The organism is Stappia sp. TSB10GB4 (genome assembly GCF_900185745.1).
Taxonomy (GTDB): Bacteria; Pseudomonadota; Alphaproteobacteria; order Rhizobiales; family Stappiaceae; genus Stappia.
Window position 1 is genome coordinate 1 of the sequence record NZ_FYAV01000017.1, and the last position, 19,293, is coordinate 19,293.

General features: G+C 68.7%; 14 protein-coding genes and 1 other RNA gene. 9 read left to right on the forward strand and 6 right to left on the reverse strand.

Features of this window, described 5'->3' with window-relative positions; translation table 11 throughout:
* Positions 1 to 272: 272 nt before the first annotated feature.
* From TSB10GB4_RS00540 to TSB10GB4_RS00560, 5 genes are all read right to left on the reverse strand, one after another.
* Positions 273 to 3,878 (reverse strand): hydantoinase B/oxoprolinase family protein, encoded by a 3,606-nt coding sequence (locus TSB10GB4_RS00540; protein ID WP_186394136.1) that lies wholly within the window; start codon positions 3,876 to 3,878, stop codon positions 273 to 275.
* 173 nt (positions 3,879 to 4,051) lie between these two features.
* Positions 4,052 to 5,359 carry a TRAP transporter large permease gene (locus tag TSB10GB4_RS00545; RefSeq protein WP_186387323.1) on the reverse strand — a complete coding sequence of 436 codons (1,308 nt, stop codon included), beginning with the start codon at positions 5,357 to 5,359 and terminating at the stop codon, positions 4,052 to 4,054.
* Positions 5,360 to 5,365: 6 nt separating this feature from the next.
* Positions 5,366 to 5,899 (reverse strand): TRAP transporter small permease, encoded by a 534-nt coding sequence (locus TSB10GB4_RS00550; RefSeq protein WP_186394137.1) that lies wholly within the window; start codon positions 5,897 to 5,899, stop codon positions 5,366 to 5,368.
* A gap of 215 nt (positions 5,900 to 6,114) precedes the next feature.
* Positions 6,115 to 7,104 (reverse strand): TRAP transporter substrate-binding protein, encoded by a 990-nt coding sequence (locus TSB10GB4_RS00555; protein ID WP_186394138.1) that lies wholly within the window; start codon positions 7,102 to 7,104, stop codon positions 6,115 to 6,117.
* 96 nt (positions 7,105 to 7,200) lie between these two features.
* Positions 7,201 to 8,463 carry an FAD-binding oxidoreductase gene (locus tag TSB10GB4_RS00560; RefSeq protein ID WP_244296394.1) on the reverse strand — a complete coding sequence of 421 codons (1,263 nt, stop codon included), beginning with the start codon at positions 8,461 to 8,463 and terminating at the stop codon, positions 7,201 to 7,203.
* A 208-nt stretch (positions 8,464 to 8,671) separates the two neighbouring features.
* Here TSB10GB4_RS00560 and TSB10GB4_RS00565 point away from each other — a divergent pair, with 208 nt between their 5' ends.
* Together TSB10GB4_RS00565 and TSB10GB4_RS00570 are read left to right on the forward strand one after the other, a co-directional pair.
* Complete coding sequence (locus TSB10GB4_RS00565; protein WP_186394139.1) at positions 8,672 to 9,391, forward strand: aspartate/glutamate racemase family protein; 720 nt, start codon at positions 8,672 to 8,674, stop codon at positions 9,389 to 9,391.
* Positions 9,392 to 9,456: 65 nt separating this feature from the next.
* Entirely contained in the window at positions 9,457 to 9,999 is a 543-nt protein-coding gene (locus TSB10GB4_RS00570; protein WP_186387328.1) for a winged helix DNA-binding protein, read from the forward strand.
* Between the two features lie 22 nt (positions 10,000 to 10,021).
* Here TSB10GB4_RS00570 and TSB10GB4_RS00575 read toward each other — a convergent pair whose 3' ends face one another.
* A complete protein-coding gene (locus TSB10GB4_RS00575; protein WP_208984311.1) occupies positions 10,022 to 12,280 on the reverse strand; it encodes a bifunctional diguanylate cyclase/phosphodiesterase in 2,259 nt (752 codons plus the stop codon).
* Positions 12,281 to 12,392: 112 nt separating this feature from the next.
* Here TSB10GB4_RS00575 and TSB10GB4_RS00580 point away from each other — a divergent pair, with 112 nt between their 5' ends.
* The 7 genes from TSB10GB4_RS00580 (at position 12,393) to rnpB (ending at position 19,050) form a co-directional block, all read left to right on the forward strand.
* Entirely contained in the window at positions 12,393 to 13,799 is a 1,407-nt protein-coding gene (locus TSB10GB4_RS00580; RefSeq protein WP_186394140.1) for a lyase family protein, read from the forward strand.
* Positions 13,800 to 13,994: 195 nt separating this feature from the next.
* A complete protein-coding gene (locus tag TSB10GB4_RS00585; protein ID WP_186394141.1) occupies positions 13,995 to 14,696 on the forward strand; it encodes an SDR family oxidoreductase in 702 nt (233 codons plus the stop codon).
* Positions 14,697 to 14,711: 15 nt separating this feature from the next.
* Positions 14,712 to 15,410: a DnaJ family molecular chaperone gene (locus TSB10GB4_RS00590; RefSeq protein WP_186394142.1), complete on the forward strand. Its 699-nt coding sequence runs from the start codon at positions 14,712 to 14,714 to the stop codon at positions 15,408 to 15,410.
* Positions 15,411 to 15,447: 37 nt separating this feature from the next.
* Positions 15,448 to 16,203: an N-acetylmuramoyl-L-alanine amidase gene (locus tag TSB10GB4_RS00595; protein WP_186394143.1), complete on the forward strand. Its 756-nt coding sequence runs from the start codon at positions 15,448 to 15,450 to the stop codon at positions 16,201 to 16,203.
* A 342-nt stretch (positions 16,204 to 16,545) separates the two neighbouring features.
* Positions 16,546 to 17,046 carry a lytic transglycosylase domain-containing protein gene (locus tag TSB10GB4_RS00600; protein ID WP_244293025.1) on the forward strand — a complete coding sequence of 167 codons (501 nt, stop codon included), beginning with the start codon at positions 16,546 to 16,548 and terminating at the stop codon, positions 17,044 to 17,046.
* Positions 17,047 to 17,151: 105 nt separating this feature from the next.
* Positions 17,152 to 18,621, forward strand: a complete 1,470-nt coding sequence (locus TSB10GB4_RS00605) for a PLP-dependent aminotransferase family protein (RefSeq protein ID WP_186394144.1) — start codon at positions 17,152 to 17,154, stop codon at positions 18,619 to 18,621.
* Positions 18,622 to 18,653: 32 nt separating this feature from the next.
* An RNA gene (gene rnpB, locus TSB10GB4_RS00610) (RNase P RNA component class A) lies at positions 18,654 to 19,050 on the forward strand.
* Positions 19,051 to 19,293: the final 243 nt, after the last annotated feature.

The following is a 19,293-nucleotide window of genomic DNA, read 5'->3' on the forward strand; positions in this document are numbered from 1 at the left end:
CCCGTCTTCCACAGGCTGATCGCAAACGGAAAGAAGCCAATCGTCGCCCTCACAGCCCTCATGCGAAAGATCGTCGTCATCCTCAACGCCAGAACGAGAGACCACCTCAACGATATGAGTTGATGACCTTCCGAGGGTGGGGCGACGGCGATCCCTCCCTCTCGGCCGTCACCCCGGCCGCGCGCAAGCGCAGAGCCGGGGGCTATTCGTTCCCAGAGCGGCGGCGACGGCACGCCGACGCGCCCACCCTCCGCCGCCGGTCCCGGCCGTTTTCAGTCGGGGCGACCCCAGCCGCCGGCGGTCGGGGTGATGACGGTGACCGCCTCGTCCGCCTTCAGCACCGTCTGGTCGCAGCCGTCGAGTTCCTCGATGCTGCCGTCGAGACGGCGCACCAGGGTTCGCCCGAGCTGGCCGTCGCCGCCGCCGTCGCCGCCCTTCGGGGCGATGGTGCGGTGGGACGACAGGATCGCCAGTTCCATCTCCTCCAGGAAGCGGATCGTGCGCTTGGTGCCGTTGCCGGCATGCCACTTGCCCGTGCCGCCCGAGCCCTCGCGGATGTGGAAGTCCTCCAGCAGCACCGGATAGCGGAATTCCAGCACCTCCGGATCGGTGAGGCGCGAGTTGGTCATGTGCACATGGACGCCGTCGGTGCCGTTGAAGCCGGGACCGGCGGGCGAGCCGGAGCACAGGGTCTCGTAATACTGGTAGGTGGCGTTGCCGAAGGTCAGGTTGTTCATCGACCCCTGGCTGTTGGCCATGGCCCCCAGCGCGCCGAACAGGGCGTTGGTGACGTGCTGGCTGGTTTCCACGTTGCCGGCGACGACGGCGGCCGGGTAGGCCGGCTTCAGCATGCAGCCGTCGGGGATGACGATGTGGATCGGCCTGAGGCAGCCCGCATTCATCGGGATGTGGCCCTCGACCATGACGCGGAAGCAGTAGAGCACGGCCGCGCGGGTGACGGGCTCGGGCGCGTTGAAGTTGTTCGGCTTCACCTCGCTGGTGCCGGTGAAGTCGACGGTCGCCTCGCGCTTCGTCTTGTCGACGGTGATCTTCACGCGGATCACCGAACCCTGGTCGGTCGGGTACTCGTATTCGCTGTCGGTGAGCGCCTCGATGACCCGGCGCACGCTCTCCTCGGCATTGTCCTGGACGTGGCCCATATAGGCCTGCACCACGTCGAGGCCGAAGTGCGAGACCATCTTGCGCAGCTCCTGCACGCCCTTTTCGTTGGCGGCGATCTGCGCCTTCAGGTCGGCGACGTTCTGCGTGACGTTGCGCACCGGCCAGGGATGGTCGGTGAGGACCTCGACCAGCTCTTCCTCGCGGAAGCGGCCCTGGTCGACGAGCTTGAAGTTGTCGATCAGCACGCCTTCCTCGTCCACCGTGGTGGCGCGCGGGGTCATGGAGCCGGGCGCCGAACCGCCGACATCGGCATGGTGGCCGCGGCTCGCCGCCCAGAACAGGATTTCCTTGCCCGCATCGTCGAAGACCGGCGAGACGACGGTGATGTCCGGCAGGTGGGTGCCGCCGTTATAGGGGGCGTTGAGCGCGAAGACATCGCCGGGGCGGATCTCGCCGGCATTGAGCTTGATGACGGTCTCGACGGAACGGTCCATGGAACCCAGATGCACCGGCATGTGCGGGGCATTGGCGACCAGCGCGCCGGAGGCGTCGAACACCGCGCAGGAGAAGTCGAGGCGCTCCTTGACGTTCACCGAATAGGCGGTGTTCTGCAGCGTCACGCCCATCTGCTCGGCGATCGACATGAAGAGATTGTTGAAGACCTCGAGCATGACCGGATCAGCCTTGGTGCCGATGGCCTCGGCGCGGGCAAGCTTCTCGACGCGGCGCAGGACGACATGGTCCTTGGCGGTGATCTCCGCCTGCCAGCCCGGCTCGACGACGATGGTCTGGTGCGGCTCGACGATGAGCGCGGGGCCGGAAAGCCTGTTGCCGGGCTTGAGGCCGGCGCGGGCGAAGAAGCCCGCCTCGCGCCACGCGCCCTCGGCGAAGATGCTGCCCTTGTCGGCAGGTGTGGGCGAACCGGCGACGAGCGGCAGGTCCGGCTCGTCGATGCCGGAGCCGCCGCCGACGGATTCGACCTCGAGCGCTTCGACGACGATCGGCTTGTTCTCGTAGACGAAGCCGAACTGGGCGCGGTGCGCATCGGCGAAGGCACCGACCATGGCATCGATGTCGCCGGCCACATAGGCGACCGGGATCGGCGTGTCCGTGCCCTCGTAGCGCAGCAGGGCGCGCGGCAGGTCGCGGATTTCGGCCTCCGCGACGCCCTGGCCGGCGACCTCGCGGCGGGTCTCGGCCGACAGGCGGCCCGCGAGGGCCTGAAGGTCCGCCAGCATTTCCGGCGCAAGGCGGCGCACCACCGCCTGCTGGCGGGTGGCGCGGATGTCGGCAAGGCCCATGCCATAGGCGGACAGGATGCCCGACAGCGGGTGGACGATCACCGTGGTCATGCCGAGACTGTCGGCGACCGAGCAGGCGTGCTGGCCGCCGGCGCCGCCGAAGCAGGTCAGCGCATATTCGGTGACGTCGTAGCCTCGCTGGACGGAGATCTTCTTGATGGCGTTGGCCATGTTCTCGACGGCGATCTTCAGGAAGCCGTCAGCGACTTCAGCGGCCGAGCGGCCGTCGCCGATGCGGGCGGCCATCTCCTCGAACTTCGCCACCACCGCATCGCGGTCGAGCGGCTCGTCGCGCCCCGGTCCGAAGATCTTCGGGAAGAGGTCGGGGCGCAGCTTGCCGACCATGACATTGGCGTCGGTGACGGCGAGCGGGCCGCCGCGGCGGTAGCAGGCGGGACCGGGATTGGCGCCGGCGGAATCCGGGCCGACCTGGAAGCGGCCGTCCTTGTAGTGGAGGATCGAACCGCCGCCGGCTGCGACCGTATGGATCATCATCATCGGCGCGCGCATGCGCACGCCCGCCACCTCGGTCTCGAAGGCGCGCTCGTATTCGCCGTTGTAGTGGGAGACGTCCGTCGAGGTGCCGCCCATGTCGAAGCCGATGACCGCATCGAAGCCGGCCATCTTCGAGGTCTCGATGGCGCCGACGACGCCGCCGGCCGGACCCGAGAGGATCGCGTCCTTGCCCTGGAAGAGGTCGGCGGCGGTGAGGCCGCCGGAGGACTGCATGAACATCAGCCGGCAGTCGGTGCCCTCGATCTGCAATTCGCTCGCCACCTGCTCGACATAGCGGCGCAGGATCGGCGAGAGATAGGCGTCGACCACGGTGGTGTCGCCGCGCCCGACCAGCTTCATCAGCGGCGAGACCTCATGGCTGACGGAGACCTGCGGGAAGCCGACCTTGCGGGCGATCGCGGCGACTTTCTTCTCGTGCGCGGGGAAGGCATAGGCGTGCATGAAGACGATTGCGGCGGAGCGGATGCCGCTGTCATAGGCGGCCTTGAGGTCGCGCTCGACCTCGCCCAAGTCCGGCTCGGCCTCGATGGTGCCGTCGGCGCGCACGCGCTCGGCAACCTCGACGACGCGCTCATAGAGCAGCTCCGGCTTGATGATCTCCTTGGCGAAGATGTCGGGCCGCGCCTGGTAGCCGATCTCCAGCGCATCGCGGAAGCCGCGGGTGGTGATCAGCAGGGTGCGGTCGCCCTTGCGCTCGAGCAGCGCGTTGGTGGCGACGGTGGTGCCCATCTTGACGGCGGCGATGCGCTCGGCCGGGATGCGCTCGCCGGAGGCGATGCCCATCAGCTCGCGGATGCCCTGGATGGCGGCGTCGCGATAGGCTTCCGGATTTTCCGACAGGACCTTGTGGGCGCGGATGCCGCCTTCCGGATCGCGGGCGACGATGTCGGTGAAGGTGCCGCCGCGGTCGATCCAGAAATCCCACTTGCCGCTCGTCATGATGCGTCTCTCCGCTACCGGCCCTGCCCGCCTGCAAGGCATGCGGCGGACGAGCGATTGTTTGATCGTTGTTACGTCAACAATTTATCGACAAAATGTCAATGTTGTTTTTGCCGCTCGCGCCCGTCCCTCGCCCGCAAACGGGGCGGGGGACGGGGGGCGACGTCGGGACCTTACGGCCGGTTGCGCATGTTGTCCGGCAGCCAGGTGGCGAGCTCCGGGAAGGCGATCAGGATGAACACCATCACCACCATCAGCGCGAACATCGGCAGGGCGGCGCGGGCGATATAGGTCATCTCGTGCCGCGTCATGCCTTGCAGCACGAACAGGTTGAAGCCGATGGGCGGCGTGATCTGCGCCATCTCGACCACCACCACGACGAAGATGCCGAACCAGATCGCGTCGATGCCGGCGGCGCGAATCATCGGCTCGACCACCGCCATGGTCAGCACCACGGAGGAGATGCCGTCGAGGAAGCAGCCGATGATGATGTAGAAGACCAGCAGCGCCATCAAGAGTTGGAAGCGCGACAGCTCCATGTCGGCGATCCAGGCGGCGAGCGCGCGCGGCAGGCCGGTGAAGCCCATCGACAGCGACAGGAAGGCGGCGCCGGCAAGGATCAGCGCCACCATCGCCGAGGTGCGGGTGGCGCCCATCAGGCTCTCGCCGAAGGTCTTCCAGGTGAGCGAGCCCTGGCCGGCGGCAAGCGCCAGCGAGCCGATGACGCCGAGGGCGGCCGCCTCCGTCGCGGTGGCGAGGCCGAGATACATAGAGCCGATCACCACCATGATCAGCACGATCACCGGCAGCAGGAAGCGCGAATTGGCGAGCTTCTCGCGCAGGCTCATCGCCGGCTCGGGCTGCGGGTTGTAGCTCTTGGAGACCTTGGCGTAGATGGCGATATAGCCCATGAACAGGCTGGCCAGCACCAGGCCCGGCAGGATGCCGGCCATGAACAGCTTGGTGATCGATTCGTTGATGGTGACGCCGTAGACGATCAGCGTCAGCGACGGCGGGATCATCAGGCCGAGGGTGGCGGCGCCGGCCAGCGTGCCGATCACCATCTTTTCCGGATACTGGCGCTTGCGCAGCTCCGGCACCGACATCTTGCCGACCGTCGTCAGGGTGGCGGCGGAGGAGCCGGAGACGGCGGCGAACACCGTGCAGCCGACGACATTGGTATGCAGCAGGCCGCCGGGCAGGCGGGCCATCCACGGCGCGAGGCCGCGGAACATGTCCTCCGACAGGCGGGTGCGGTAGAGGATCTCGCCCATCCAGATGAACAGCGGCAGGGCGGTCAGCGTCCAGGACGAGGAGGCGGCCCAGATCACCGTGATCATCGCATCGCCCGCCGGGCGCGAGGTGAACAGCTCCATGCCGACGAAGGCGACGCCGAGCAGGGCAAGGCCGACCCACACGCCGGTGCCCAGCAGCAGGAACAGCACGAAGAGGAAGAGAATGATGGGAGCGAAGGTTTCCATGGCGGCTTACTCCCCGTGGCTCTGTTCAACCGTATCGGAGACGATGCCCGACGAGCCGAGGAAGAGGACGCGGACCAGATGGTCCGTCATGGCGATGGCCAGCAGCACGGCGCCGACGGCCATCGCCGTCTGCGGGATCCACAGGGGCGTGGCGTCCTGGCCCTGGCTGACGTCGTTGAGCTTCCACGACCAGTAGACCGCCTTGATGGCGTAGCGCGCCAGATACCAGGCGAGCGCGGCACCGATGGCGAAGCACCAGACCTCGAGCCAGCGGCGATGCCGGCCGAGCGCGTTGAGCAGGATGCTGACGCGGATATGGGCGCCGCGGCCGAGCGCATGGGCGAAGGCGAAGAAGGAGGCCGAGGCCATGGCGTAGCCGGCATAGTTGGCGGCGCCGGGAAAGAGGACGCCGGTCCAGCGGGCGATCATCTGCGCGACGATGATGGCGAGGATGGAGACCAGCGCCAGCGCGGCGATCATGCCGCCGGCGAAATAAAGACCGTCGAGAAGGCGGCGAAGTCCGCGCCCGAGTGCGATCATGGTCGTGTTCCGTGTCTGTTGCGGACCGGCCACGGGCCGCCGTCATGCCGGGCCGCGCAAGACGCGGTCCGGCGACGGACAGGCCGGCAGGGCAGGGACCCGGCTGTCAGGGACGGGTGGCTTGCCGCGATCCTGCGATCGCGGCAAGCCAGGGACGCGCTGCCCCGAGGGAGCGCGCCCGGACCGTCGGTGACGAAGGCGGCGGAACGCGCCGCTTACTGTGCCTTGTAGGCGTCGACGATGGCCTTGCCCTTGTCGCCGGCCGCCGCCAGCCACTCCTCGGTCATGGTCGCGCCGACGGCGGCAAGGTCGGCCTTGAGCTCGTCGCTCGGCTTGAGCACCTGCATGCCGTTGGAGGCAAGGCCTTCCAGCGTCTTGGTGGTGTAGGCCTTGGCCCTCTCCAGGCCCTCGGCCTCGGCCGTGGCGGCGCAGTCGGTGAAGACCTTCTTCATGTCGTCGGACAGGCCGGCCCACTTGTCCTTGTTGACCAGCATGGCGTTGCGCGGCAGCCAGGCATCGACCTCGTAGAAGTGCGAGACGTTCTCCCACAGCTTGCTGTCGTAGCCGGTGGCGGCGGAGGACACCATGGACTCGGCAACGCCGGTGGCGAAGGCCTGGGACACCTCGGCGGCCTCGATCTGGACCGGGAGCATGCCGGTCAGCTCGGCGAGCTTGGCGGTGGCGGCATTGTAGGCGCGGAACTTGACGCCCTTCATGTCGTTGCCGGAGTTGACCTCCTTGTTGAAGTAGATGCCCTGGGGCGGCCACGGCACGGTGTAGAGCAGCACCAGGTTCTGGCCGTCAAGCGCCTCCGCGATCGCGCCTTCTGCGGCATCCCACAGCTTGCCCGAGGCCTCGAAGGAACTGGCGAGGAAGGGAATGCTGTCGATGCCGAAGAGCGGATCCTCGTTGGCATGGGCGGAGAGCAGGCGCTCGCCGATCAGCGCCTGGCCGGTCTGCACGGCGCGCTTGATGTCGGCGCCGCCGAACAGCGAGCCGCCCGGATGGGTGACGATCTCGATCTCGCCGCCGCTGCCCGAGGTGACGCAGGCGGCGAAGACGGCGGCATTCTCGGAATGGAAGTTGGTCGCCGGATAGGCGAGCGGCATGTCCCACTTCTCGGCGGCGAGCGCCGGGGAGGCGGCGGATGCGGCAAGAAGCGCGGCGGTGACGATGCCGGTGGTGCTCTTCAGCAGGTCAGTCATTCTCGGTCCTCCATCGGCCGGGATCCGATTGTTCCGGATCTCGCGGCGGTCCATCTCTCTGGTCGGTTGCCCGTCTTCCTGTTCGCAACGCGTACTCTAGACAGCGAAACGCGCGGGCGAATAGGGGGCGGGGTCGAGTTTCGGCTCGCGGCCGGCGATCATGTCGGCGACGAGACGGCCGGTCCTCGGACCGCCGGTCAGGCCGATATGATGGTGGCCGAAAGCCATCAGGATGTCGCCGCATGCCGGCGACGGCCCGATCACGGGGATGGAGTCGGCCGGCGCCGGCCGGTGACCCATCCATTGACGTGCAGAACCCCAGCGCAGCGCGGGCATGGCCCGGCGCACCTGGCGCTCCAGAAGCTCGAACGGCGCCTGTCCGGGCCCGGCGGCAAGGCCGCCGAACTCGACGACGCCGGCAAGGCGGATGCGCCCCTCCAGCGGGGTGGCGACGAATTTCGCCGAGGCGAACATGACGGGCGCGCGCGGCAGGGCGCTCGGCGCCTCCAGCTCCAGATGGTAGCCGCGCTCGCTCTCCAGCGGCACGGAAATGCCAAGCTCGCGGGCGAGCGGCCCGGACCAGACGCCGGTCGCCAGCACGGCACGGTCGCAGGCGAGCGGCCCGCCATCGGTGGCAAGGCCGGTCAACCGGCCGTTCTCGATGAGAAAGCCCTGCAGCGCGCCGCGCAGAAGGGTGCCGCCGCGTGCCTGGAAGGTCTCGGCAAGGTCCTTCACATAGCGGCCGGGGTCGCGGATGACGCCGTGATCGGCAAGGCGGACGGCAAAACGGTTGGCCTCGCCCAGCAGCGGGTCATAGGCCCCGAGCGCCGCGCCCTCGATCTCGTCCCAGGTGAAGCCGGCCTCGCGCCGCAGCCGCCAGCCGAAGGCATCGGCCTCGAAGGCGGCGCGGTCGCGATAGACATAGAGATAGTCGGACGGGGCGACCCAGCGTTCGGCCTGCGTGCCGCCGGCAAGGTCGCGGTGCTCGGCAAGGCTGTCGCCGACGATGGGCAGCAGCGCGCGGGCGATGCGCTCGGTCTCGCCGGCGGTGCAATGGGAGAGATATTTCGTGAGCCAGGGCAGCAGGCGCGGCAGGTAGGACCAGCGCAGGAACAGCGGACTGTCCGGGTCCATCAGCATGCGCGGCGCCTTGGCCGGCAGGCCGGGCACGGTGACCGGCACGACGGCGCAGGAGGCGAGCACGCCGCCATTGCCGTGCGAGGTCGCCTCGCCGGGGCCGGCGCGGTCGATCAGGGTGACGTCGTGACCGTCGGCGACAAGGCGAAGCGCGGCGCTGACGCCGACGATCCCCGCGCCGATTACCGCGACCCGCAAACGCCCGCTTTCGTGCTGCTGCACCCTGCCTCTCCCCGGCCAATTGCGGCGAGTGTCGTGGGGGCAGGTTTCGTTGTCAACAATTTATCGACAAAATGTTTCTAATAGTGTGCGCAAAGGCCTTGTATTGCGCAAGCGCTGGTGCGCAGATCCTCGACGAGGCGCGTTGTTGCCGGATCTGACCCAGGGTTCGCGACGGGCGGAGCGGCAACGTCTTCGCGGGAGGAACGAGATGACGGTGCGCGGCGGCAAGGCGCTTTACGGCGCGGCGGTGGGTATCCTGATGCTGGAGGCGCGGTTTCCGCGCATCCCCGGCGACATGGGCAATGCGCTGACCTGGCCGTTCCCGGTGCATTACCGCATCGTGCGCGAGGCGACGCCCGACCGGGCGGTGCGGCAGGGGGCGAGCGGGCTGCTCGATGCCTTCATCGCCGCGGGGCGCGAACTCGTCGCCGACGGGGTCGACGGCATCACTACCAATTGCGGGTTCCTGTCGCTGTTCCAGCGCGACCTGCAGGCCGCGCTCCAGGTTCCGGTCGCCGCATCCTCCCTGATGCAGGTGCCGCTGGTCGACCGGCTGTTGCCGCCGGGCAAGCGCGCCGGCATCCTGACGATCTCCGCCGGCTCGTTGACGCAGGCGCATCTTGCCGCCGCCGGCTGTCCCGACGATACGCCGGTGATGGGCACGGAAGGCGGGCGCGAGTTCACCCGCGCGATTCTCGACAACGAGGAGGCGCTCGATGTGACGGCGGCGCGGGCCGACAATGTCGAGGCGGCGCAGGCGCTGCTGGCGCGCAATCCGGAGGTCGGGGCGATCGTGCTGGAATGCACCAACATGGTGCCCTATGCCGCCGATATCCGCGCCGCGACCGGCGTGCCGGTCTATTCGATCGAGAGTTTCGTGACCTGGTTCCACTCCGGCCTGGTGCCGCGACGCCATCCGTCCCCCTGAAGGACGGTTGCCCTGTCGCCGCTCCCTGCCGTAGCCTTGGCCAGAACAGTTCAGGCAGGAATTTCATGACAGACAGTACTGGGTCCGAGGACATTGCGCGCGGCGGCATCGGGCCGGTGGTTTCGGCCGCGCATCTCGCCTCCGGCGCGATGCCGGCGCTTTCGGAAGTCGAGTTCGCGGTGACGATGATGGTCAACGCCTATCACCGCTGGATGGTGCGCTGCATGGCGGCGGCCGGGGCGCCGGGGATGAGCCCGCTCGACACCTTGGTGCTGCACTCGGTCAATCATCGCGGCCGGCCGAAGTCGCTCTCCGACATCTGCCTGGTGCTGAACATCGAGGACACCCATACCGTCACCTATGCGCTGAAGAAGCTCGCCGCCGCCGGACTGGTGGAGACGGGCAAGCGCGGCAAGGAGAAGACGGTGGCGATCACCCGCGCCGGCGAGGCGATCTGCATGGAGTATCGGCGGCTGCGCGAGGCGCTGCTGGTCGGCCCGGTCAAGGGGCTGGGCATGGACGAGGTGGAACTGTCGCGGCTGGCGGCGACGCTGCGCTCGGTCTCCGGCCATTACGACCAGGCCGCCCGCGCCGCAGCCGCCATGTAGGCGCGGCGGCGCCGGCACCGTGTCACACCGCGCCGGCGGCGCGCCTCTGCCTGTCGTCTGGCGGGGCGAGGAGCGCGGCACCAGCCGCTGCCGTATCGTCGCAGGGCGCCCGTCCGGACGGGGCCAGGAAGGGCAGTTGCGGCAGGGTCCCGAGGCTGGTGGTGAGCGCCAGTTGGTCGCGGCGCGCCTTCTGGGACAGAGCGACGGCGTCGGTGGCAGCGAGGTTCGACAGATCCATCGGCCGGCCGAACAGGAAGCCCTGAACCTTGTCGCAGCCGGCGGCGCGCAGCAGGGCGACCTGCATCTCGTCCTCGACGCCCTCGGCGGTGATCGTCACCTCCAGCGAGCGCCCCAGGCCGACGATCGAGGCGATGATCGCGTCGGTGGTCGGGTTCTTGCCGACGGAGGCGACGAAGGAGCGGTCGATCTTGATCGTGTCGAAGGGGAAGCGCGACAGGTAGCTGAGGCTCGAATAGCCGGTGCCGAAATCATCCATCGCGATGGAGACGCCCATGTGGCGGATCTGCGTCAGCGTCTTCACCACCGCATCGGTGTCCGCGATCAGCAGGCTCTCGGTGATCTCCACCTCCAGCCGGTCGGGCGACAGGCCGCTGGCCTTCAGCGCGTTTGCGACGCGCTCCTCGGTGCGGCCGGGGCGGAACTGGGCGGGCGAGAGGTTGACGGCGACGGTGAGCGAGGCATCGCGCCAGCGCGACGCCTCCAGGCAGGCATGCTCCAGCACCCAGGCGCCGATCTCCTCGATCAGCCCGGCTTCCTCGGCGATGGGAATGAACACCGTCGGCGAGATGGTGCCGTGTTCGGGATGCTCCCAGCGCAGCAGGGCCTCGTAGCCGGTGAGCTCGAGGTCGCGCAGCGAGAATTGCGGCTGATAGAGCAGGCGCAGTTCGTCCTGGGCCAGGGCCTTGCGCAGGTCGCCTTCCAGCAGCTTGCGCTTCTGGGCCTCCGCGTCCATGTCCGGCGTGTACCAGACATAGGTGGACCGGCCCGAATGCTTGGCCCGGTAGAGGGCAAGGTCGGCGCAATGCAGCAGGCGGGAGGCGCGCCAGGCGGCCTCGGATGCCTGGGCAACGCCGATCGACAGCGAGATCGGAATGTCCTTGCCGTCGATGTTGGTTGGCGTGCGCGTCGCCGCGATCATCGCCGAGGCAAGCTGCGTCACCGCCCGCCGGTCGAGATCGCGGGCGATCAAGACGGCGAACTCGTCGCCGGACAGGCGGGCGACCAGATGTCCGTTGTAGACGTTGCTCAAGCGGTCGGCGATCACCTGCAGGAACAGATCGCCCACGGCATGGCCGTAGGTGTCGTTGATGTCCTTGAACTTGTCGACGTCGATCAGCATCACCGCGATGTTGGAGGCCCGGGCGCTGGCCAGGCGCAGCGCCTCGTTCAGCTTGGTGCTGAACACCGTGCGGTTGGGCAGGCCGGTCAGCGCGTCGTGATGGGCGAGGAACTGGATGGTCTTGCTCGCCTTCAGCCGGTCGCGGAAGCGCATCCACACGAACAGGGCGGCAAGGGCGACGGCGGCGAAGATCATCGCCATCAGGATGCCGACGCCGATCTGCACCACCTCGCTGAGGAACAGGCCGGTGGTTTCCTGGTCGTAGGACAGGATCAGCACCCCGGCAACGGTACCGCCCGCCAGGATCGGCACGGCCAGCAAGGTGGTGTCCGACATGCGGCCGAACAACGTGGTGGGAACGTCGACGGCGCGCGGTTGCCCGGCCGCAAGGGCGCGCAGCAGGGCGTCGATGCGCGGCGCCAGTCGGTCGATCTTCTCGCGCGGGACGCGCGGCACCACATCGGCCGAGGACAGCGGCGCGGCCTGTGCGCCAGACCAGACCACGGCGACCGTGCCGACCAGCTCGTTGCGGTCGAGATTGGCCATGAAGGCGGCGACGGCATTCTCGCGGGTGACGGTTGCCGGCTCCGGCGCAATGGGCGGGGCGGCGGCGGGCAGCCGGTTCGCGTCGTCGCCGACGCCGTCGATCGACAGCCGCAGGTCGCCGCCCGAGAAGGAGACGAGGGGAGCCTCGCCGCGCGGGCCGTGGGTATCCAGATGCTGTTGCAGGTCGCGGCCGATGCGGCGTGCCGTTTCCTCTGCGTCGCGGGTGTAAATCGCCTGGGAAAAGAATACATTTGCCGCATGAATCGCGCCGGCGAAGCCGACGACGATCATGATGCCGAGAAAGATGCCCAGCAACGTCTTGAGGTTGCGCAACCTGACCCGTCCCTCGCGGCGCGAAGCCGCCGTGCCCTGCATGTTGAAACTGCCTAGGGAGGGATCATGACATCGCAAGGTTTCCAGACATTGAATCATGCGTCCGCCTCCTGCCTGCCGGCGAGACGTGACGCAGGGTAAGACGGAGCAGACCATGACCGCAGACAACAGGCGTACCGAAACCGACTCCATGGGCGCGGTGGAGGTGCCCGCCGAGCGCTACTGGGGCGCCCAGACGGAGCGCGCCCGCCACCACTTCGCCATCGGCCGCGACCCGTTCCCGCTGGAGATCATCCACGCGCTGGCCGAGATCAAGCGCGCGGCGGCGCTGGCCAATGCGCGGATCGGCGTGCTGGACGAAAAGCGCGCCGCCCTGATCGTCGAGGCCGCCGAGGAGGTGGTCGGCGGCCGGCACGACGGGGAGTTCCCCTTGCATGTGTGGATGACCGGCTCGGGCACCCAGGCCAACATGAATGTCAACGAGGTGATCGCCAACCGGGCCATCGAGCTGGCCGGAGGGCGGATCGGCTCCAAAGACCCGGTGCACCCCAACGACCATGTCAACCGCTCGCAGTCGTCCAACGACGTGGTGCCGACGGCGCTCAACGTCGCGTCGGCGCTGATGATCGCCAACCGGGTGCGGCCGGCACTGAAGGTGCTGCGCGACGCGCTGGCCGAGAAGGCCCATGCCTGGCAGGGGCTGGTGAAGATCGGCCGCACGCACATGCAGGACGCGGTGCCGATGACGCTCGGCCAGGAATTCGCCGGCTATGTCGGCATGCTCGACGACAACGACGAGCGGCTGGCCTTCGCGCTGAAGGGGCTGATGACGCTGGCGATCGGCGGCACCGCCGTCGGCACCGGGCTGAACGCGCCGGAGGGCTTCGACCGCAAGGTGGCGGGGGAACTGGCGGCGCGCTGCGGGCTGCCCTTCGCGGCGGCGGCGAACAAGTTCACCGTGATGGGCGCCCATGACGCGATGGTGGCGGCCTCCGCCATGCTGAAGGTGCTGGCGGTGTCGCTGCACAAGATCGCCAACGATATCCGCCTGCTCGCCTGCGGCCCGCGCGCGGGATTCGCCGAATTGCGGCTGCCGGAGAACGAGCCGGGCTCCTCGATCATGCCGGGCAAGGTCAACCCGACCCAGTGCGAGGCGCTGGCCATGCTGAGCGTGCAGGTGATCGGCCTCGATGTCGCCAGCAGCTTTGCCGGCGCCGGCGGGTTGCTGGAGATGAACGTCTACAAGCCGATGCTGGGCGCCAATGTGGTGGAGAGCTGCCGGATGCTGGCTGACGGCATGGAGCATTTCGCCCGCTTCGCCGTGGCCGGCATGGAGGCGGACGAGGCGCGGCTCGCCGAGACGGTGAACCGCTCGCTGATGCTGGTGACGGCCCTGACGCCGGAGATCGGCTACGACAAGGCGGCGGCGATCGCCCATCACGCCCACCACGAGGGCACGACCTTGCGCGAGGCGGCGCTGGCGCTGGGCCATATCGACGCGGCGACCTTCGACCGGATCGTCGATGCGGCGTCGATGACCGGGCCGATGCCGGAGATCTGAGGCCGTTTTTCGCTCCGGCGCCCGTCCGGCGCGCCGGGGCGGGTCTCGTGACGGCTTGCGACAGCCCCGTGTGGCGAGGCCGGCGGTCTGTGTTAGAACGCTGGGCTAGAACGCTGGGCTAGAACGCTGGAAAGAGTCGGTGTTCGTTCGCGAATGCCGTACCGCAGGCGTCATAGGGAACAGTTCGGGGAGAGCATGAAGGATCGGGTCGTACTTCTGACCGCCGCAGGCAGCGGCATGGGCGCGGCGATCGCCCGCAAGCTGGCGGGCGAGGGTGCGCGCGTCGCCATCCTGTCGTCCAGCGGCAAGGGCGCGGCCCTGGCGGAGGAGCTGGGCGGGCTCGGCCATACCGGCTCGAACCTCGCGCCGAAGGACCTTGCCGCCTTCGTCGAGGCGGCGATGGCGCATTTCGGGCGGATCGACGCGGTGGTCAACAGCGCCGGCCACGGGCCGAAGGGCGAGGTGCTCGCGATCAGCGACGAGGATTGGCACCTGGGCATGGACTATTACCTGCTCAACGTGGTGCGGATGTGCCGGCTGGTGACGCCGCAGTTCCAGGCGCAGGGCAGCGGGGCCATCGTCAACATCTCCACCTATGCCGCCTTCGAGCCGGAGGCGGCGTTTCCTACCTCGGGCGTGTTCCGCGCCGGGCTTGCCGCCTTCACCAAGCTCTATTGCGACCGCTATGCGGGCGAGGGCATCCGCATGAACAATGTGCTGCCGGGCTTCATCGACAGCCTGCCGGAGAAGGAGGACAGGCGCGCGCGCATCCCGATGGGTCGCTACGGCACGGTGGAGGAGGTGGCGGATACGGTCGCCTTCCTGCTGTCGGACGGGGCGGGCTACATCACGGGGCAGAACCTGCGCGTCGATGGCGGCATCACCCGGTCGGTCTGAGGCGGCGCGCGCGACATGAACATCTGGTCCGCGATCAATGCGGTGGCGGCGGCGATCGGCGCGGGCGGCGCGCAGATCGTCGACCGCATCGTCCAGTTCATCGTCTCGGTGGGCGAGGGGCGCGGCGACCGGGCCGTCGCCTTCACCGTCGCCATGATCGCCCTGTCGGCCAAGATGGCCAAGGCGGACGGGGTGGTGACCGGCGACGAGGAGATCGCCTTTCTCGAGGTCTTCGACATTCCGGCGGGCGAGGAGCGCAACGTCGCCCGGCTGTTCAACCTCGCCAAGCAGGACGTCGCCGGCTTCGAAACCTATGCGGAGCGGCTGGCGGCGCTGTTTCCGGACGATCCCGAAATCCGCATCGACATTCTCGACGCGCTGTTCCACATCGCCAAGGCGGACGGCGTGGTGCACGAGTACGAAGTCGCCTACCTGGAGCGCATTGCCGAGATCTTCGGCCTCGACGAGCGCGCCTTCAACCAGATCCTCGCCCGCCATGTGCGCGGCGGCGACGATCCCTACAAGGTGCTGGGCATCGACGGGGCGGCGACGGACGAGGAACTCAAGCGACACTATCGCCGGCTGGTCGCGGAAACCCATCCGGACCGGCTGATCGCGCGCGGCGTGCCGGAGGAATTCGTGCGCATCGCCAGCGACCGGCTGGCGGCGCTGAACGTCGCCTATGGCAAGATCGCCGCGGAGCGGGGACTGTGACCGGCACGCGCCCGACAAGAAGGAATGGAAGGCCCCGATGGGCGTGAAGACGGATACCGGACTGCCGGCGCGGCTGCGGCCGTCGCCGAACCACAACGAGCGCGAGGGGTCGGTCTGCCTGCTGCTGCTGCACTATACCGGCATGACCAGCGGCGAGGAGGCGGTGCAGCGGCTGTGCGACCCGCGCGCCGAGGTGTCCGCCCATTACGTGGTCGACGAGGACGGGACGATCCTGCAACTGGTGCCGGAGAGCCGGCGCGCCTGGCATGCGGGCCGCTCCTACTGGAAGGGCGAGCGGGACATCAACTCGCGCTCGATCGGCATCGAGATCGTCAATCCGGGCCATGAGAACGGCTACCGGCCGTTCCCCGAAGCGCAGGTGCAGTCCGTGATCGACCTGGCCCGCGACATCTGCGCCCGCCACGCCATCGCGCCGCAGGACGTGCTGGCGCATTCGGACGTGGCGCCGGACCGCAAGGAGGACCCCGGCGAGCTGTTCCCCTGGGACAGGCTGGCGCTGGCGGGGGTCGGGTTGTCGGTCGACCCGGAGCCGGTGGCGGGCGGGCGCTTCTTCCAGCAGGGCGATAGCGGACAGCCGGTCGAGGCGCTGCAATCGATGCTGGCGCTCTACGGCTTCGAGATGCCGATCACCGGGGTCTATGACGCGCGCACGCGGGCGGCGGTCGCCGCCTTCCAGCGCCACCACCGGCGCGAACGGGTCGACGGCATCGCCGACATGTCGACCATCACCACGCTGCACCGGCTGCTGCAAAAGGTTCCACGGCTGGTCTGATACCAAGGCTTTCGATGCTGACGCATCACGCCTTGAAGTTGCTCATGCGCCGCACGGGCTTGACCAACTCTGAATGAGCCAAGCTCATTCAGAGTTGGCCTGACGCCGCGTCTCTCGCCGATTGCTGCATCGCAACATCCGCAAATCACCGCCATCTCCCGGCCACAGTTGCCGGGATGATGGCCTTGCTTTCGTCAATGACGAGATTTTCTGCACGTTTTAGCCGCATTTTATCGTCGTTTTTGTAACATTTCGTGATTGAAGGCGCCGGATTTCCGTCCCACCGCGCCGCCATACAGCCCGCCTCTCAACAACGACGAACAGTTCGAAGGTCGGGCACATATGATCAACTTCACGGCGCCGCGTCTCATGGGCGCGCTTCTTCTGGCGCTTTCCGCAGGAGCCTGCCAGACGGCGGCTGTCTCCACCACGACGGTCGATCCGAAGATCCTGGAGCCGGGTGGGCGCACCGCGACCTATCAGGCAATGATCGCCGCGGAGGCGCGCAAGCACGGCGTGCCGGTCGACCTTGCCCATGCGGTGGTGCGGGTCGAAAGCAACTACAACCCGAGCGCTCGCGGGCGGGCCGGCGAGATCGGCCTGATGCAGATCAAGCCGCAAACGGCGCGCGGCGTCGGCTTTCGCGGCAGCGCCAAGGCGCTCTACGACCCCAAGACCAACATCACCTACGGCATGAAATATCTGGCGGGCGCCCATCAGCTCGCCGGCGGCGACGTCTGCGGCACGATCCTGCGCTACAATGCCGGCCACTTCGCCAAGCGCATGAACCCGGTGAGCCGCCGCTATTGCAGCAAGGTCAAGCAGCTCCTCGCGCGGGGCTGAGGCTTTCGCGGCCGAGCCCGTCGCGGCGCTTTGCTTTGCTGCGGGGAATGTGGCATCAACTGGTTCTTCCGAATATCGGGTTTCCGAATTTCCGAGGATCCAGTCATGCTTGCCGGCCTCATCTCCATCGACCGCTCCTCCACCGTGCCCTTGCCCGAGCAGGTCTATCGCGCCCTGCGCGAGGCCATCGGTGCCGGGCGTCTGGCGGCGGGGGCGCGGCTGCCGTCCAGCCGGGCGCTGGCGGCAGCGCTCGGCATCTCGCGCAATTCGGTCAATGCGGCCTATGAACTGCTGGTGGCCGAAGGCATCGTCACGGTGCGCGGCGGTTCGGTGCCGAAGGTTTCCGCCGCCGCCGGCACGCTGAGCGAGGGCGAGGCGCCGGCGATCGCCGCGCGGGCGGTCGCCCTGTCGGCGCGCGGGCGGGCGATGAGCAGCGATCCCTGGTCGCGAACCGAGCGGCGGCGCGGCGGCAAGCTGGAACCGGGCACGCCGAGCCTCGACCGCTTTCCGGCCGACGACTGGGCGCGGACACTGCGCCGCGTCACCCGGCGCCTGCGCGGCGACGTGCTGAGCTATGGCGAGACGCGGGGGCTGCCCGAACTGCGGCGCGAGCTTGCCGCCTATCTGACGGCCGAGCGCGGCGTCCGGGCGACGCCCGAGCGCATCCTCGTCACCCCGTCGACCCAGGCGAGCCTCACCCTGCTGGCGAACAGCCTTGCCGATCCCGGCGAGGCGGCCTGGCTGGAGGACCCCGGTTACCTCGGGGCCCGTGCGGCGTTTACCGCCGCCGGGCTCGACATCGTGCCGATGCCGGTCGATGCGGAGGGCGCCGATCCGCGCCGCGTCGCCGACCGGCGGCCGCCGCGGCTGATCTACGTCACCCCCTCGCATCAATATCCCTTCGGCACCCGCATGTCGCTGGCGCGCCGCGCGATGGTGCTGGAGGCGGCGCGGGCCTGCGGCGGGGTGGTGCTGGAGGACGACTACGACAGCGAGTTCCTGTTCTCCGGCCGGCCGCTCGCGGCGATGCAGGGGCTCGGGGCGGAAGGAGAGGTGATCTATCTCGGCACCTTCTCCAAGAGCATGCTGCCGGGCCTCAGGGTCGCCTATATGGTGGTGCCGGAGCATCTCGCCGCCCCGCTGGCGGTGGCGCAGCGGGTCTCGGGGATGCTCGCCAATGTGACGACGCAGGCAGCGCTCGCCGAGTTCATCGCCTCGGGCCGCTACCGGGCGCATCTGCGGCGGGTGCAGCAGACCTGCGAGGCGCGGGGGCGGGATCTTGCATCCGCCCTGCGGCAGCGGCTCGGAGATGCGGCGGAGGTGCCGGACCCGGTCGGCGGGGTGCAACTGGCGCTGAGGTTTACCGGCGCGGTCGACGACCTTGCGGTGGCGGCACAGGTCAACGCGGCCGGCTTCAGCGTCGCGGCGCTGTCGCCCTATGGCATCGATTGCCGCCCCTGCGGTCTCGTCATCGGCTTTGCCGGGGCGCAGGAGGGCGAGGCGCAGGCCTGCGCCGAAGCGGTGGCGGGAGCAGTGGCGGGCGCGATCGCCGGCCCCGTGAAGCGTCACGCTTGACCGCGGCGCCCGCGACGCCTACCAGTCGCGCGTCAGCCGGCTGGACGGCCGCTCCCGCAAGCGCGGAAACGCCGCGGGGGAGGAAAGTCCGGGCTCCACGGAAAAACGGTGCCGGGTAACGCCCGGCGGGGGCGACCCCAGGGAAAGTGCCACAGAAAGCAAACCGCCGCGGCTGCGGCCGCGGTAAGGGTGAAAGGGTGGGGTAAGAGCCCACCGCGCGACCGGCAACGGAAGCGGCACGGTAAACCCCACCGGGAGCAAAACCGAATAGGGGCGGCGCGGACCTCGCAAGGGGTCCGGCCCTTTCCAGGCCAGCCGCCCGGGTTGGTTGCGCGAGGCGCCCGGCAACGGGCGTCCCAGATGAATGGCCGTCACGTGCGGCAGCAATGCCGCGCCATACAGAACCCGGCTTACAGGCCGGCTGACATTTTCCCTCCTGTCCCGCTCCTTTGTTCCTGCCTCTTTCTTCGTCATTCCGGGCGAGCATGAGCTGCGACCCGTATGTGGACGGCCCCCTGAGGGCAAGCGATTAGTCGAGGAGTGCCCGGATCGACAGCGGTTCGTATGTCCGGCCTGTTTCGGCGGCATGGTGAACCGCCATGGCCCAAGATGGGTTGCGCGTGGGGCGGTGCCTAACGGGATCACGGCCTCGACGGCCGGTCGGCTCTCACG